This is a genomic window from Enterococcus asini ATCC 700915 (assembly GCF_000407365.1).
Classification (GTDB): Bacteria; Bacillota; Bacilli; order Lactobacillales; family Enterococcaceae; genus Enterococcus_C; species Enterococcus_C asini.
On the sequence record NZ_ASVU01000001.1, the window covers coordinates 831,156 to 847,052 of the forward strand.

Genomic DNA, 15,897 nt, shown 5'->3' on the forward strand with positions numbered 1-15,897 from the left:
TCTCACGACCTTTCTAGTTTTTCTTTGGTACAAAACAAGGTGCCGATTTCCTCACCGGCTAAAATATCAAAGATGACTTGGGGCTTTTCTCCGTTGGCTAAGACCATAAGGCTGTTTTGGGCTAAAATCCGTTTTGCGGCGGCGAGCTTACTGACCATCCCCCCGGTGCCAAACTGACTGCCCTTGTCCCCAGCTTGTTCCATGATTTCTGGGGTGATCTCGTGGACGGTATGATACAAAATCGCTTGTTGATCCACCGCGGGATTTCCCGAGTAAAAGCCGTCGATATCGGAAAGCATGATTAATAAATCCGCTTGAATGATTTGGGCGACAATGGCGGAAAGCTGGTCATTGTCCCCAAATTTGGTTTGGTGATCCATTTCTTCCACGGAGACCGTGTCGTTTTCATTGATAACCGGGATGATTTTTTTGACCAACAGTTGGTTAAGGGTGTTGGTTACGTTGCGGCGACTTTCCGGAAACTCTACGATATCTCTGGTCAATAAGACCTGAGCGGTGATTTGGCTGTAAGTCAAAAAGCGGTGATTGTAGATATTCATCAATTCGGCTTGGCCCACGGCGGCTACCGCTTGTTGCTCCGGAATGGAGACCGGTCGTGTTTTCAAACCTAGCTTGTTCATACCCACGCCGATTGCCCCGGAGGATACCAAGAGGACTTCTTTGCCTCGATTGGCTAAATCCGTTAAGACAAAGGCCAGTTGGTCGATGCCTGCCAAGTTGATATTGCCATTGGGGTAGATCAGGGAGCTCGTTCCGATTTTTATCACGATTCGTTGCGCTTGTTCCAATGATTGCCGCACAAAATCCCCTCCACAATTTGTTTCTTTCCATTGTACAAGGTTTTCTATGAGATTTCATCTTCAAAATGACAATTGTCAGATAATTTTCCTCAAAGAATGTTGAAAATGTGCACATTTGCTTCAGGGATGTTTCATGTGGAACACTGGAAAAATGGTTCTTTAGCCGTCTTTGAGCGAGAATCAGCCTTTTTATGAAAATTCCTGTAATTCTTTGTGATATCGCCACTGAATAGACAGGGGTGTGCTAAAATAAGCTATTAAGAATGAAGAAGGAGTCGTGACATGAAGAAACGTGGATTTGAAGTGGTCAGTGCCTATGAAAAGGAAGGAATTCAGCTACCGGTTCGGGCAACGAAACATGCGGCGGGGTATGATTTTGAGGCGGCAGCGGACATGGTTATCCCTAGTATTTGGCGAGGGGGATTACTACCGGTCTTAAAAGGTCTGGTGCAAAAAGAGGAAGCAGCAACGATTGCCAAAGCCATCAAGCCAAGCTTGGTACCCACAGGTATTAAAGCCTATATGGGAGCAGACGAGTTTTTGCAATTGTGCAATCGGTCTAGCAATCCCTTGAAACGTTTTTTGGTTTTGACCAATGGGGTGGGCGTTATCGACAGCGATTACTATAACAATCCAGACAATGAAGGTCATATCTACTTTCAGTTCACCAACTTTGGTCCATTGGATGTGAAAATCAAAAAAGGCGAGCGAATCGGGCAAGGGATCTTTTTACCGTTTTTAAAAGCGGATCAAGACGTTAGCAACAAGGAACGCACCGGGGGCTTTGGCTCTTCTGGGCAAGGGTGAAGTTATCTATTGCCTAGTCTTATGTGGTAAAATGAAGCAGGACGGAGGTGTCTTATGGCCAAGAAAGCCAAGGTTCAATTTGAATGTCAACATTGCGGCTATACTTCGCCGAAATACTTAGGTAAATGTCCGAATTGTGGTAGTTGGAACTCCTTAGTAGAGGTCACCATTCAAGACACGGACGATCGCCGAGTGCGGGCTTCCTTGACTGGGGAAAAGACCCGGCCGACGAAGATTGCCGACGTAGTACCAAAGAAAGAACCCCGAGTGAAAACCAAACTAGGTGAACTCAATCGGGTTTTAGGTGGTGGCGTGGTGCCGGGCTCCTTGATTTTAATCGGTGGGGATCCCGGAATCGGCAAGTCCACCTTGCTATTACAAGTCTCCCAGCAGTTAGCGGAATTAGGGGGCAAAGTCCTCTACGTGTCCGGGGAAGAAAGTGCCGACCAGATCAAAATGCGTGCAGAACGCTTGGGGAGCATCGACACGGAGTTTTATCTGTATGCCGAAACGGATATGCATGAAATCAGCCGTGCCATCGGGGAAATCGAGCCGGATTATGTGATTATCGACTCGATTCAAACCATGACTCAGCCGGATATCACTAGTGTAGCCGGTTCCGTGAGCCAAGTGCGGGAAACTACCGCCGAGCTGTTGAAAATCGCTAAGACCAATGGTATTACGATTTTCATCGTAGGTCACGTGACCAAGGAAGGCTCCATCGCCGGACCCCGGATGTTGGAGCACATGGTAGATACGGTGCTGTATTTCGAAGGGGAAAAGCATCACAGTTTTCGGATTCTCCGGGCGGTGAAGAATCGTTTCGGCTCCACCAACGAAATCGGTATTTTCGAAATGCACGAAAATGGCTTACGAGAAGTGGTTAATCCTTCCGAAGTTTTCTTGGAAGAACGCTTAGAAGGGGCTACCGGCTCGGCCATCGTAGTCGCTATGGAGGGAAGCCGACCAATCTTGGTGGAGATTCAAGCCTTAGTAACTCCCACCATGTTTGGTAATGCTAAGCGCACCACGGCGGGGCTAGATTTCAATCGGGTGTCACTAATCATGGCGGTGCTGGAAAAACGAGCCGGGCTTTTGCTACAAAACCAAGATGCTTATTTGAAAGCCGCTGGGGGAGTGAAATTAAACGAACCCGCCATTGACTTAGCACTAGCGGTGAGCATCGCTTCTAGCTACAAGGAAAAAGGAACGGACCCCCGGGAATGCTTTATCGGGGAAATCGGCTTAACCGGAGAAGTCCGCCGGGTGAGCAATATCGAGTCCCGGGTAAAAGAAGTCCAAAAACTGGGCTTTACCAAAGTCTATCTGCCGAAGAACAATCTCGGTAGCTGGGTGCCACCAAAAGGCATCGAAGTCGTACCGGTGGCGACGATTGGCGAAACGTTAAAACGAGTTTTCGGCTAAGTCGTCGTCCACTTAGGACATGTTAGTTTAGCTCAAGAACAGTCAAAAAAATTACAGTTATGAAAGAATTCAAGGAGGGAAAGTTTATGGAAAAACGCGTCATCACAGTTTTACTGGTGGTGGCTGGAGCAAGTTTGGGGGTCTCCTTTATGCCCTATGCCTGGACGGCAATCGGTCAAGGAGGCAATCAATGGTTGGATAATGTGGTCACCAATCTGTTAATCGGAGCCATTATTTTTTATTTATTGTCATTATTCCTGGTGAAACACATTTCCACCGCTCTTACCTACATCGAGAAAAAACTCAGTGAGCTCAGCCTCACGTATCTACTATTTGGCGCCATTGGGACCATCATCGGTCTCTTAATCGGGGTCATCATCTCATTGCCTTTTTACAACTGGGATGTGCCTTTTGTGAAAGGCGTAGCACCCTTTCTAATCATGATTTTACTAGGGTATCTAGGGTTTCAAATCAGCACTACCCGGATTGAAGAATGGAAAAAAATCTTCACTTCTTCGAAAAAACGCAACGAACCGGTGGCAGAGCAAGAGCTTTTGGAACGGAATGCCGACGATCATTTTCGGAAATACAAGATTTTGGATACTAGCGTGATTATCGATGGTCGGGTGTATGACATCGCCAAAACCGGCTTTATCGAAGGCACGATTTTGATTCCTAATTTTGTCTTGTATGAATTGCAATACATTGCCGATTCCGGAGACAGCTTGAAGCGTGTCCGTGGTCGCCGAGGGTTGGATATCTTAAATGCGTTGCAAAAAGAAACGGATATTTCCGTGGAAATGTACGACGGCGACTTCGAAGAGATTCAAGAAGTGGATAGCAAATTAATCAAATTGGCGAAGCTCTTAGATGGGACTTTAGTCACCAATGATTACAACTTAAACAAGGTCGCCGAGTTCCAAAATGTGCCGGTTTTAAACATCAACCAACTGGCCAATGCGGTGAAACCCGTAGTAATTCCAGGAGAAGACATGGAAGTCTTGGTGGTCAAAGCAGGGACCGAGCGCCAACAAGGGGTCGCGTATCTCGACGATGGCACCATGGTGGTGGTGGAAGACGGCCAACACTACATGAACGAACGTATTAAAGTTGTGGTTACCAGTGCTTTACAGACGGCGGCAGGTCGCATGATTTTTGCTAAACCGGCTCATTCTGGACGAGGGATTGATACAGAAAGCAATTCCGCCACGAATGGGAAAACCAATTCCCGCAACCAACGAAATCACAAGTCCTGACGATGATACTTTACTAATGAGGACAATGATTGTACAATTTGAAACGTATAGGGAAAAATCCACTAAAAGGAAGAGATAAAATGAGTAAAATCCGCGTGCGCTATGCGCCAAGCCCAACAGGACATTTGCATATCGGCAATGCCCGAACAGCACTGTTCAACTATTTATTTGCTCGTCACAACGATGGCGATTTTATTATTCGGATTGAAGACACTGACCAAAAGCGGAATATCGCGGATGGTGAAAAGAGCCAGTTGGAAAACTTGGCTTGGTTGGGTATGGATTGGGATGAATCTCCAGAAAATCCCGGGGAATATGGCCCTTACCGCCAATCAGAACGAGGCGAAATCTATCAACCGTTAATCGACCAACTTCTAGCTTCTAATCGGGCGTACAAGTGTTACTGTACTGAAGAAGAACTAGAAGCAGAGCGGGAAGCACAGCGGGCCCGGGGAGAAATGCCTCATTACGGTGGCAAATGTGCTCACTTGACGCCTGAACAACAAGCTGAAAAAGAAGCACAAGGTCTAGAAGCCGTGATTCGTTTCCGCGTACCAAAAAATACCGAGTACGCATTCCACGACATGGTCAAAGGGGATATCCACTTTGAATCCGATAATGTAGGTGGCGACTTTGTCATTCAAAAACGCGATGGCATGCCAACTTACAACTTCGCCGTAGCGGTGGATGATCACATGATGAAAATCACCCACGTTTTACGAGGGGATGATCATATCGCTAACACACCAAAACAAATGATGATCTACGAAGCATTCGGTTGGACGCCACCACAATTCGGCCACATGACTTTAATCATCAATGCTGAAACCGGTAAGAAATTGTCTAAACGGGATGAATCCATCCTACAATTCATCGAACAGTATCGAGAATTGGGCTATTTACCAGAAGCTATGTTCAACTTCATCGCTTTATTAGGTTGGTCACCAGTGGGAGAAGACGAGCTCTTCTCACAATCGGAATTAATCAAGATGTTTGATCCAAAACGCTTGAGCAAATCCCCTGCAGCCTTCGATGGCAAGAAGCTAGAATGGGTTAATAATCATTACATCAAAGAGATGGACTTGGATGAATTAACCGAAATGTGCTTGCCATTCTTGTTTACAGCTGGTCGGATTCCGGCTGAACCTTCTGCTGAACAAAAAGCTTGGGTGAAGAAGATCGTCGCTTTGTATCAACCACAAATGAGTTATGCGGCAGAAATCGTGGAACTTTCCGGTTTGTTCTTCGATGAACATCCTGAATTGGAACAAGAAGGCCGTGACATTATGGCACAAGAAACCGTGCCAACCGTCCTAAGCGCCTTTAAAGGACAATTAAGTGAATTGACCGACTTCACTGCACCGAATATCTTGGCGGCCATTAAAGTTGTTCAAAAAGAAACGGGTGTAAAAGGGAAAAATCTCTTTATGCCAATTCGAATCGCCGTTTCCGGTCAAATGCACGGACCAGATTTGCCAAACACCATTGAAATCTTAGGCAAAGAACAAGCCTTAGGAAAACTAGAAAAAGCATTAAACAACTAAACAGCGAAACACGCTGAACAGACGAAGTACCGCCGAGGTTTTTCACAGAGAGGTTCTCACTTGCTGGAAGAGAGCTAAAAACTTGCGGGAAATGCATCTGGGAGTGGATCCGTCAAAAGCGGATACGGGTAGTGACCGTTACCCACTAAAAGGCAAGGAGCAATCCTTGTAAAGAAAAGTGGAACCACGCGAAAAAGCGTCTTTTAAATAAGGAGACTTATTTAAAAGACGCTTTTTTTAGTAATTTGAGTGCAAACCTTGTTGGGAGACAAGGGGGTTCAAGGGAGAGGAGTGAGCAAGATGAGCTGGTTCAAAAAAGCTATAGCCGTCGCTAAGGCCAATGACCCGGCGGCTAGATCGACTTTAGAAGTGGTCCTGACCTATCCAGGGTTTCATGCGTTGTTTTGGCATCGTTGGTCGCATTTTTTGTATCGCAAGCGTCTATTTTTACTCGCAAAATTAACCGCCCAATTTTGGCGTTTCTTAACCGGGATCGAGATCCATCCCGGGGCGGAAATTGCCTCTGGAGTGTTTATTGATCACGGTATGGGGACCGTGATTGGGGAGACGGCTGTGGTGGAAGAAGGGGTGGTCTTGTTCCACGGGGTGACTTTGGGGGGCACCGGGAAAGATTGCGGCAAGCGTCATCCCACCGTTTTAAAAGGAGCCATGATTGCCGCTCATGCTCAGATTTTGGGGCCGATTACCATTGGCCAAAATGCCAAAATCGGTGCGGGTTCCGTTGTGTTAAAAGATATCCCAGATAATGCGACTGCTGTGGGTTCACCTGCGAAAGTCGTGCGATTGAATGGAGTGAGAGTTGATGATCAAAATTTATAATACATTGACCCGGAAAAAGGAAGAATTTAAGCCGATTACTCCGGGACAAGTCAAGATTTATGTCTGCGGTCCTACCGTGTACAATTACATCCATATCGGCAATGCCCGGAGTTTTATCGCTTTTGATACGATTCGTCGTTACTTTGAATATCGCGGGTACGCCGTGGATTTTGTAACCAATTTTACCGACGTGGATGACAAAATCATTCGGGCGGCCAAAGAAGCGGCCATTACCCCGGAAGCGTTGGCGGACCGCTTTATTGAAGCTTATTTTGAAGATACGAAGGCGTTGAATATCGAACCGGCGACTTTAAACCCCCGGGTGATGGATCACATCCCGGATATTATCGAGTTTATCCAAGACTTGATTGACAAAGGCTTTGCTTATGAAGCTTCTGGCGATGTTTACTATCGCACGCGGAAGTTTCCAGATTATGGCAAGCTCAGTGACCAGTCCATTGATGAGTTAGAAGTTGGGGCGAGTCAACGGACGGGTACGGAACAAGCCATTAAAGAAGATCCATTAGACTTTGCCCTTTGGAAGTCTGCCAAAGAAGGAGAAATCTCTTGGGAAGCTCCTTGGGGGGCTGGGCGTCCCGGTTGGCACATTGAATGCTCCGTTATGGCGACGAAGCATTTAGGGGAAACCATCGACATTCATGGAGGCGGTCAAGATTTGGAATTCCCCCACCATGAAAATGAAATCGCCCAAAGCGAGGCTAAAACCGGCAAGACTTTTGCCAATTACTGGATGCACAATGGTTATGTGACCATCGGAGACGACAATGAAAAAATGAGTAAATCCTTGGGGAATTTCATCACTGCTCATGAGTTGATTCAACAAGTTGACCCACAAGTGATTCGTTTCTTAATGGCTACGACCCAATATCGCCGGCCGATTCGCTATAGCGAGACGGTTTTACAAGAAGCAGCGGTGAATCTGCAACGCCTGCATACAGCCAAAGAAAATGCCACTTTCCGGCTGGCTCAAGCTAGCAGCACACTTGCCACTGATGAAGCCGATTTGGCAACATTACTAGTTTTAGAAGAACGTTTCGTAGCAGAGATGGACGATGACTTTAACTGCGCCAATGGTATTACCGTAGTTTATGAACTGGCAAAATGGTTGAATACTTACAGCGAACGGGAAGCAGTCTCGGAAGCAGTCCTCACAAGTGCTTTGGAAAAATTTGCCGCTTGGCTTCAAGTCTTCGGCATCGTCTTTGCTGCGGCAGGGTATTTGGACGAGGAAGTCGATCAATTGATCGCAGAACGCAACCAAGCTAGAAAAGACAAAAACTTTGCCCGAAGTGATGAGATTCGGGATTTACTGAAAGAACAAGGGATCATTCTAGAGGATACTCCTCAAGGAACCCGATGGAGAAGAGAAGCATGAGAGATTATAAACAATTAAACGGCTTAGCGCTGGCCTATGTAGGGGATGCGGTCTATGAGGTCTACATTCGGGACTATCTGGTAGCCACTGGGCAGACCCGGCCCAATCAGCTGCACAAAATGGCGACGCACTATGTTTCCGCTAAGGCCCAAGCCTTCTTGATGGACGCCATGCTCCAAGCCGAAATTTTGACGGAAGAAGAAGAACTGTTTTACCGACGAGGGCGCAATAGCAAAAGCCACACTAGCGCTAAAAATGCCGATATTACCACGTATCGCATCGCCACGGGCTTCGAATCCTTAATGGGCTACTTGCACTTGACTCAGCAACAAGAACGCTTAGAGACCCTGATCAAATGGTGTATTGAAAAGGTAGGTGAAGAAAATGAGCGCTAGACAAAACAACAAAAAACGGTACCAAGATAACCGAGGAGACCAAAAGAAACGCCGGTCAAATGCCTCCGGGAAACACGGCACACACAAGGGCGGAAACCAGACTCCAGAACGCCAAGGAAACCCTGAAGCAGATAGCTTAGCCGATAATTTCTTGTTTGGCCATCATGCCGTGGTGGCGGCCTTGAAGGAAGGTCGAGGGAATAAGCTCTTCTTATTGGAAGATGCCCATGGTGATAAAATCACGGAACTAAAACAAATCGCCCAAGAACAAGCGGTACCGGTGAAATGGGTGCCGAAGCAAAAGCTGGATACCATGAGTGATCACGGGGTACATCAAGGGATGGTTTTGGCGATTACACCATATCAGTATTTGTCTTTGCCGGAACTTTTGGAACAAACCACCGAAGAAAACCCATTTTACTTGATTCTTGACGGGATTGAAGACCCTCATAATTTCGGCTCGATTTTACGGACGGCAGATGCCGGGGGAGTCAATGGTATCATCATCCCGAAACATCGGGCAGTAGGCATTACGCCCATCGTCGTGAAGACCTCTACAGGCGCTGTGGAACACGTTCCAGTGGCACGGGTGACTAACCTTAGCCAAGCGGTGAAACAATTGAAAGAAGCTGGATTTTGGGTCTTTGGCACCGCCATGGATGGTACGGACTACCGTAATTGGAACGCCCAAGGAAAGATTGCCTTGATTATTGGCAATGAAGGCCGGGGCATGAGCGCAGGCTTAGCAAAAGAAGTCGATGAACTGTTGACGATTCCCATGACCGGACACGTCCAAAGCTTGAATGCCGGAGTGGCCACGGGTCTTTTGATCTATGAAGCCTTCCGGAAGCGAAGTGGGCAGCTATGAAAAAAGAGCTGCTCATTATCGACGGCTACAATATGATCGGGGCATGGCCAGAATTGGTCTTGTTAAAAAATCAAGACAAGCTGGAAGACGCTCGGGATGCTTTACTAAACAAGATTTCGAATTTTGCCAAATACGAGGGCATCGAAATCATCGTGGTTTTTGATGCCCAGTTTGTCCCAGGCGTGACCAAACGCTACCAAAAATACCAACTGGAGGTCGTCTTTACGGAAGAAGGGGAGACGGCGGACAGCTACATCGAGCGCATCGCTGGGGAGTTGAATACTCGCTTAACCCAGGTCACTGTGGCAACTAGTGACTTAGCGGAGCAGTGGGTGATTTTCTCTCAAGGGGCTTTGCGCACGTCGGCTCGGGAATTGTATCAAACGATTGCCAAAACCGAGCGCACCATTCGTGGGCATCAGGAAGACTTGCACTTCACAAACTACCGCCGGAACTCTCCTTGGACGGCAGAACAGTTAAGTGAATTAGAAAAAACCTTGCAAGACCTGTCCAAGAAGAAAAAAAGGTAGCAATTATGAGAAAATAAGATGTTTTATCATGATATCCTCATTTCAAGATTTTCTTGGAAGGGGGTTTTTTGTTATGACATTACTGGAGGATGCCAGAGCCGGGGACGAAGAGGCATTTATGGAGTTGTTTTTGCAATATCGGCCGATTGTCTTTAAGTTGCAAGGAATTTACTTTGTAAAGGACTTCGACTGTGATGACTGGCTACAAGAGGGCTTGATTGCTTTTTCCGAAAGTCTGACCCACTACGATGAGAAAATCGGGGTGACCTTGGGAGCGTACTTCAAGCGAAATTTTGATAATTGTATCAAGAGTCATTTACGGAAACAGGCCGCCTATAAGCGTAAAAGCCAGACAGATGCGGTTCCTTTTGAGACTTCCTTGGCCGATGAAGGCTGTGATGTGCAGTTTGGGTTAGCCCAGCAAGTCCCGGCCGCCGACGAGCAGTTGATTGTGGCGGAGGCCTTGGAAGATCTCGGGGATCAGTTATCCCCTTTAGAAGAGCTGGCTTTTACGGCGTACATAGTAGGACACGATTTTGAGACTATCGCTGCCTATGCAAATCAGTCGCCTAAAAAAGTCAAATTAGCCTATGAAAGAGCGCGACGAAAGATCATTTACCATTTAAAAAATTAGTGGTCTCTGTTATAAAACGGTTTCATTTCTAACAAAGTTATCAAAAAAAGTGGGAAAAAGAGAGTGAAAAGGTCAGTTTTTTTCAAGTTTTTTAGAGATTCTAGAGAATTTGGTGTAGAGTGATTGTCAATGGGAATTTGTTATGATAAACTTGAAATTTTCCCTCTGATATGGTACAATCACTCCTGAGGTGAACGCAATGCCAACAACTTTAGCGTCAATCAAGAAGGACTTGGAATGTCGGATCGGTAGCGAAATCATGGTCGTAGCACAAACTGGCCGCAAGCGTCAGACTGAGCGCAAAGGTATTTTGACAGAAACGTATCCATCTGTCTTTGTAGTTGATTTGGATCAGGAAGAAAATTCCTTTGAACGGGTCTCCTATAGCTACTCAGATGTTCTGACCCGCACCGTAGAAATCGAGTTTCTAGGTTAGTATATGAGAAGGTAGAGTTTGGCGTTTGTGGTCAGACTCTTTTTCTTTGTCCAAAAAAACGCCTGAACTACTGTTAAACAGTGGTTCAGGCGTTTTTTATGTTTTCTTACTCTTGTGGGTCTTTGGTAGCGTCGACTTTTACCGTAGTCGTTTTTTGTGCTTCTTGGGCTTCCAAGAGGTCGCGGATTTCTGTCAACAGACTTTCGGTAGTCACGATTTCTGCCGGTTCTTCTTCCACTTCTTTGCGGCCAAATGTTTTGGCTTTGTTAGCGGCTTTGACAATCAGGAATAAAACGAAGGCTGTGATTAAGAAAGTAATAATAGCACTGATTACATCGCCAAACTTAAAGGTAACACCATTAAGTTTCACGTCTAACACGTTCATGGCTTCGTCCAGATTTTGCCCTTTGGTGAATTGGGAAATCACTAACCCAATCAATGGGGTAATTAGACCTTCCACGACTTTGTTCACGATAGCAGTAAAAGCACTCCCAATGATAACCCCAACTGCTAGATCGAGGACGCTCCCTCGCATAATAAACTCTTTAAATTCTTTGATCAAAAAGATAACCACCTTTCTCCTTTTTATCCAGTATAGCGAAGAGGGACTAAAAACTGAACTGATAAGGTCTTGCTAGGTGAAGCATTCGGCTGAAAAGGGTGGCCTATGCTATAATCTGTAGCAGATAGGAAAACTCGGCGGGGGCTTCTGCCGATTCAAAGGGGCATCATCATGACAAAAGAGATTCAACCAGGAGTCTATTTTCATCTGATTCCGACACAACAATTCAAAACCATTCGGATCTACATTCGTTTTTCGGCGCGGCAAGATGGGCAACAAGCGGCCGCGCGGACTTTATTGACGAGTTTATTGGAGACCAACAGCCAAAAGTACCCCACCCAAACGGCTTTAAGCAGTGAATTGGCGGAGCTTTACGGGGCTAGTTTTGGGGTTTCCATGAACAAAAAAGGCACTTTACATCAAGTTAATTTGTCCATGAATCTAGTCAATGGCAAGTATCTGGGAGTCGACCAGCTACTAGACCGGGCGACGGACTTTATCAAAGAGATTTTATTTGCGCCCAATATTCAAGCAGGTCATTTTGACGAAGGGACATTTGCCACGGAAAAGGAAAATTTGACCGCTTATTTAAAGAGCATCGCCGAGGATAAGCAAGCCTATGCGGCCCAAGAATTGCAGGGCCTCTTCTTCCAAGGGGATGAGGATCAAAAAGTGCCTAGTTACGGGACTTTGGCATCACTAGCTACTTTGACCAGCCAAGATTTGGTGGTGACTTACGAAAAGATGCTTCAAGAAGACCAAGTGGACGTCTTCTTAGTAGGCGACGTGACGGAAGCAGACGGGGAACGCTTTATGAAGTCTTTGCCATTTTCTGCGACCTCCCGGGTTCATCCGGAAATCTTTTATTATCCTCAAACGGACAATGTGATTGCCGAAAAACAAGAACAAGAGCCATTGACCCAGTCTAAGCTTAATTTAGGTTATGCCATGGACGTGTATTACGGCCAGCCGGAGCGTTTTGCTTTAATGGTCTTTAACGGCTTATTCGGCGGCTTTCCCCATTCTCGCCTGTTCTTAAACGTCCGGGAAAAAGAAAGCATGGCTTACTACGCCTCTTCTTCTTATGATACGTTTAGAGGCTTTGTCAATGTCCAAACCGGTATCGACGGGGACAATCGAGAGCGGGTATTGCACTTGATTGCCCAACAGTTGGAGAGTTTGCAACAAGGCCAGATTACCCCAGAGGAATTGGCTCAAACCAAGGCCATGTTGAAGAATTCGTTCTTGTTGTCTTTGGACAATCCCCAAGCGTTGATTGAAGCTAGTTATTTAGATAACTGGTTGCCAGAAGCGGCTATGAGCGATGAGGAAATCCTGGCGGGCATCGATCAGGTGACCAAAGCAGAAGTTCAGGCCATCGCCCAGAAACTTCAGCTGAAGGCCGTTTATTTCTTAGAAGGAGCGGGCAAACATGCATAAAATTACCTATGACCAAATCAATGAAACTCTCTATACCGAAGTTTTGCCCAATGGCTTAACCGTTTATTTGTTGCCAAAAGCCGGCTACCACAAAACCTATGGCCTCTTTTCCACTAACTACGGCAGTTTGGACAATCGCTTTGTCCCTTTAGGGGAAAGCGAGCCGGTGACCGTTCCTGATGGCATCGCTCATTTTCTCGAGCATAAACTCTTTGAAAAAGAAGCCGGGGATGTCTTTCAAGTATTCGGCAAGCAGGGAGCTTCCGCTAATGCCTTCACGAGCTTTACGAAGACGAGCTACCTCTTTTCCGCTACGGATCAGATTCGTTTAAACTTGGAAACTTTGCTAGACTTTGTGCAAGAGCCTTATTTCACTAAGGAAAGTGTAGAGAAAGAAAAAGGCATTATCGGCCAAGAAATCGGCATGTACCAAGACGATCCATACTTTTTACAGTTTTCTGGATTACTTGCCCAAATGTACCCGAATCATCCTTTGGCCGTTGACATTTTAGGAACCGTGGAGACCATCGATAAAATCACACCGGAAGATTTGTATTTGTGCTACCGAACCTTTTACCAGCCGAGCAATATGAAACTTTTGGTAGTGGGCAACATTGACCCCGAAGAAACCATGGACTGGATTAAGGCCAACCAAACCGGTAAAGAATTCCCGGAAGCAACACCGATTCGCCGAGAATTTCCAGAAGAAAGCTTGGCTAACCTTCAACGGACAGGTAGTCGCAAACTACCATTGAGCCGTAGTAAAGGAGCTTTGGGAATCAAAGGCTTAATGGGGGATTTACCCAAAGACTCGCGGGAATTGCTCCGTTTTCGTTACAGCATTAATCTGCTTTTGGCATTGCTTTTTGGCAATACTTCTGGCAATTATTTACGGCTTTATGATGAAGGAGTCATCGATGATTCCTTTGGCTTTGAGTATGATTTGGACCGAGAATTTAGCTTTGCTGCTTTCTTTGGGGATAGTGATGCACCAGAAGTCATGATCGAAGCAGTTCAGCAGATTCTGTTGCATTTCGCTACGGATCCTGAAGTAAACGAAGCCAATCTAGCGCTACTAAAAAAGAAGATGCTAGGAAAATACTTCCAATCCTTAAACTCACTAGAGTACATTGCCAATCAATTTACCCAAAGCCTTTTCGAGGAGCTGACGGTTTTCGATGTGCCTGAGGTGATTGCTTCGGTTACGTTGGCGGATGTTTTAGCCGCGGGTAAAGTTCTGATCAACCAAGACGCCTTTGTCACGTATTATTTGTATCCTGAGGAGGAAAATTAATGCCGGCAGCCTTAGTCTTAGGCGCTTCTGGGGACATTGGAGAAGCCGTTTGCCGTCGCTTGGCAAAAGAGGGTTGGTCCTTGTATTGCCACTACCATCACAATGTGGAAAAAGTATTAAAATTTGTTAGTGAACTACGGGAAAGCTATCCTCACCAAGATTTTTTTATGGTATGCTTAGATATGCTAGACTATCGGGAAATAGCGCCATTTTTAGCGGATTTATTCCAAGTAGATGGAGTGGTTTTTGCGGCTGGTTTTACGAAATACGGCTTACTGTCAGAGCACAGTCAACAGGACATGACCGCTTTGTGGAAAGTTCATGTGGAAACCCCTATGCTACTCTTAGCGTCTCTTGAAGATAAACTCCGTCAATCCGGCCGAGGAAGAGTCGTTTTTATCGGCTCTGTTTATGGCTTGGCAGGGAGCAGTATGGAAACCGTCTATAGCGCAGTCAAAGGTGCTCAGCAAAGCTTTACGAAGGCTTATGCTAAAGAAGTCGCGTCTTTGGGCATCACGGTGAACTGTGTGGCCCCAGGAGCGGTGGCAACCCAGATGAATCACCAATTCACTGATGACCAGTTACAGGAGCTTAGCGCAGACATCCCTTTAGGCAGACTAGCAGTGACATCTGAAATCGCAGCAGCAGTGGCGTATCTTTTTTCAAAAGAGGCGCAGTATACGACGGGTACCACCATTCCGGTGACCGGCGGCTGGCTGTATTAATAGACTGGAGAAGATGACCCCGTGGCCAACGAAGCAACAAAAATCGGACAAACATTGCGGCAAGCCCGTTTAAATAAAAATCTATCCTTAGACGAACTGCAACAGATCACGAAGATTCAGCGACGCTACCTAGAAGACATCGAAGCTGGTGACTTGGAGAGTTTACCTGGGACGTTTTACGTGCGGGCTTTCGTCAGGCAATACGCCCAAGCGGTAGGAGAAGATGGTGAGCGCCTTGTAGCCATATTAGATGGCAAGGCAAGCTTTGAACCGCCTCTACCCAAACGACCACAACCGGAAACGGTCAAAGGCTCGCGTAAAGCCCTTCACGTGGAGGAAAGTACCACAAGCCCTGTAATTCGCCTACTGCCGGTGATTTTCTTCACCTTAGTAGCAGTCACGATTATCGGCGTGGTTGTTTGGATGACCATCCAAGACCGTAATGAAGACTCCTTGATCAAAGATCCTGGTTCTTCCGTGACGGTGGAGCAGCCAAAAGCGACTAGCTCTTCTTCTAGTGAAGCCCCTAAAGCTAGCTCTTCAACAGAGGCTAGCACGACGGAAAGCTCGGCGGAAAAGCAAATGGTTATCACCACTACGAGCAATACGGATTCAGAAGCCAATATGACTATCACCGATGCGACCAATCCTTTGCAGCTAGACTTTGAAAGTACGGCTGGACGCTGCTGGGTAGGGGTTATCGTAAACGGTGGCTACGTTTATCAGTACACCTTGGAAGTAGGAGACAAGCAGTCCACTACCTTACCGGAAAATACTCAAAACGCTACTATTGTCTTAGGCGCCAGTGCCAACGTGGCCATTAAAGCTGGCGGACAAGACCTTGTCTTCACCGAAGAAGGCATGGCGGCTTTGCGTAAAAATATCAATCTGACAATCGGCTATCAACAAGCCGCACAATAGGAA

General features: G+C 46.4%; 17 protein-coding genes and 1 other annotated feature. Of the genes, 15 read left to right on the top strand and 2 right to left on the bottom strand.

Annotation, left to right across the window (positions count from 1 at the left end):
* Window positions 1-2: 2 nt before the first annotated feature.
* Complete coding sequence (gene proB / locus I579_RS04045) at window positions 3-821, bottom strand: glutamate 5-kinase (RefSeq protein ID WP_010755064.1); 819 nt, start codon at window positions 819-821, stop codon at window positions 3-5.
* Window positions 822-1,103: 282 nt separating this feature from the next.
* On the opposite strand from proB, the gene I579_RS04050 reads away from it, so the two are divergent.
* The 11 genes from I579_RS04050 (at window position 1,104) to I579_RS04100 (ending at window position 10,952) form a co-directional block, all read left to right on the top strand.
* Complete coding sequence (locus tag I579_RS04050) at window positions 1,104-1,628, top strand: dCTP deaminase/dUTPase family protein (protein ID WP_016249774.1); 525 nt, start codon at window positions 1,104-1,106, stop codon at window positions 1,626-1,628.
* 54 nt (window positions 1,629-1,682) lie between these two features.
* Entirely contained in the window at window positions 1,683-3,053 is a 1,371-nt protein-coding gene (radA, locus tag I579_RS04055; protein ID WP_010755039.1) for a DNA repair protein RadA, read from the top strand.
* An 86-nt stretch (window positions 3,054-3,139) separates the two neighbouring features.
* Window positions 3,140-4,309, top strand: a complete 1,170-nt coding sequence (locus tag I579_RS04060) for a PIN/TRAM domain-containing protein (RefSeq protein WP_010755040.1) — start codon at window positions 3,140-3,142, stop codon at window positions 4,307-4,309.
* A gap of 80 nt (window positions 4,310-4,389) precedes the next feature.
* Window positions 4,390-5,853, top strand: coding sequence for a glutamate--tRNA ligase (gene gltX / locus I579_RS04065; protein WP_010755041.1), 1,464 nt, complete (start codon window positions 4,390-4,392; stop codon window positions 5,851-5,853).
* A 4-nt stretch (window positions 5,854-5,857) separates the two neighbouring features.
* Window positions 5,858-6,060 (top strand) — a binding site (T-box leader).
* Between the two features lie 93 nt (window positions 6,061-6,153).
* Window positions 6,154-6,693: a serine O-acetyltransferase EpsC gene (epsC, locus tag I579_RS04070; RefSeq protein ID WP_010755042.1), complete on the top strand. Its 540-nt coding sequence runs from the start codon at window positions 6,154-6,156 to the stop codon at window positions 6,691-6,693.
* Window positions 6,677-8,089 carry a cysteine--tRNA ligase gene (gene cysS, locus I579_RS04075; protein WP_016249775.1) on the top strand — a complete coding sequence of 471 codons (1,413 nt, stop codon included), beginning with the start codon at window positions 6,677-6,679 and terminating at the stop codon, window positions 8,087-8,089. Before epsC ends, cysS begins: the two co-directional genes overlap by 17 nt.
* Window positions 8,086-8,484 (top strand): Mini-ribonuclease 3, encoded by a 399-nt coding sequence (locus tag I579_RS04080; protein ID WP_010755036.1) that lies wholly within the window; start codon window positions 8,086-8,088, stop codon window positions 8,482-8,484. Before cysS ends, I579_RS04080 begins: the two co-directional genes overlap by 4 nt.
* Window positions 8,474-9,352, top strand: a complete 879-nt coding sequence (gene rlmB, locus I579_RS04085; protein WP_010755035.1) for a 23S rRNA (guanosine(2251)-2'-O)-methyltransferase RlmB — start codon at window positions 8,474-8,476, stop codon at window positions 9,350-9,352. The genes I579_RS04080 and rlmB overlap by 11 nt, the downstream gene beginning before the upstream one ends.
* Window positions 9,349-9,882 carry an NYN domain-containing protein gene (locus I579_RS04090; RefSeq protein ID WP_010755034.1) on the top strand — a complete coding sequence of 178 codons (534 nt, stop codon included), beginning with the start codon at window positions 9,349-9,351 and terminating at the stop codon, window positions 9,880-9,882. The genes rlmB and I579_RS04090 overlap by 4 nt, the downstream gene beginning before the upstream one ends.
* A gap of 73 nt (window positions 9,883-9,955) precedes the next feature.
* Window positions 9,956-10,516, top strand: a complete 561-nt coding sequence (locus I579_RS04095) for a sigma-70 family RNA polymerase sigma factor (protein ID WP_010755033.1) — start codon at window positions 9,956-9,958, stop codon at window positions 10,514-10,516.
* A 199-nt stretch (window positions 10,517-10,715) separates the two neighbouring features.
* Entirely contained in the window at window positions 10,716-10,952 is a 237-nt protein-coding gene (locus tag I579_RS04100) for a Veg family protein (RefSeq protein ID WP_010755032.1), read from the top strand.
* Window positions 10,953-11,058: 106 nt separating this feature from the next.
* On the opposite strand, the gene mscL is transcribed toward I579_RS04100, so the two are convergent.
* A complete protein-coding gene (mscL, locus tag I579_RS04105; protein ID WP_034811008.1) occupies window positions 11,059-11,514 on the bottom strand; it encodes a large conductance mechanosensitive channel protein MscL in 456 nt (151 codons plus the stop codon).
* Window positions 11,515-11,685: 171 nt separating this feature from the next.
* Between mscL and yfmF the strand changes: the two genes are divergently transcribed.
* Genes yfmF through I579_RS04125 form a run of 4 tightly spaced genes read left to right on the top strand, consistent with a single transcriptional unit; the run spans window position 11,686 to window position 15,894 of the window.
* Window positions 11,686-12,954 (top strand): EF-P 5-aminopentanol modification-associated protein YfmF, encoded by a 1,269-nt coding sequence (gene yfmF, locus I579_RS04110; RefSeq protein WP_010755030.1) that lies wholly within the window; start codon window positions 11,686-11,688, stop codon window positions 12,952-12,954.
* The gene (gene yfmH, locus I579_RS04115; protein ID WP_016249776.1) at window positions 12,947-14,248 is read left to right on the top strand and encodes an EF-P 5-aminopentanol modification-associated protein YfmH; all 1,302 of its coding nucleotides are present in this window, start codon (window positions 12,947-12,949) and stop codon (window positions 14,246-14,248) included. Before yfmF ends, yfmH begins: the two co-directional genes overlap by 8 nt.
* The gene (gene ymfI, locus I579_RS04120; RefSeq protein WP_016249777.1) at window positions 14,248-14,973 is read left to right on the top strand and encodes an elongation factor P 5-aminopentanone reductase; all 726 of its coding nucleotides are present in this window, start codon (window positions 14,248-14,250) and stop codon (window positions 14,971-14,973) included. The genes yfmH and ymfI overlap by 1 nt, the downstream gene beginning before the upstream one ends.
* A gap of 21 nt (window positions 14,974-14,994) precedes the next feature.
* Entirely contained in the window at window positions 14,995-15,894 is a 900-nt protein-coding gene (locus I579_RS04125; protein ID WP_010754873.1) for a helix-turn-helix domain-containing protein, read from the top strand.
* Window positions 15,895-15,897: the final 3 nt, after the last annotated feature.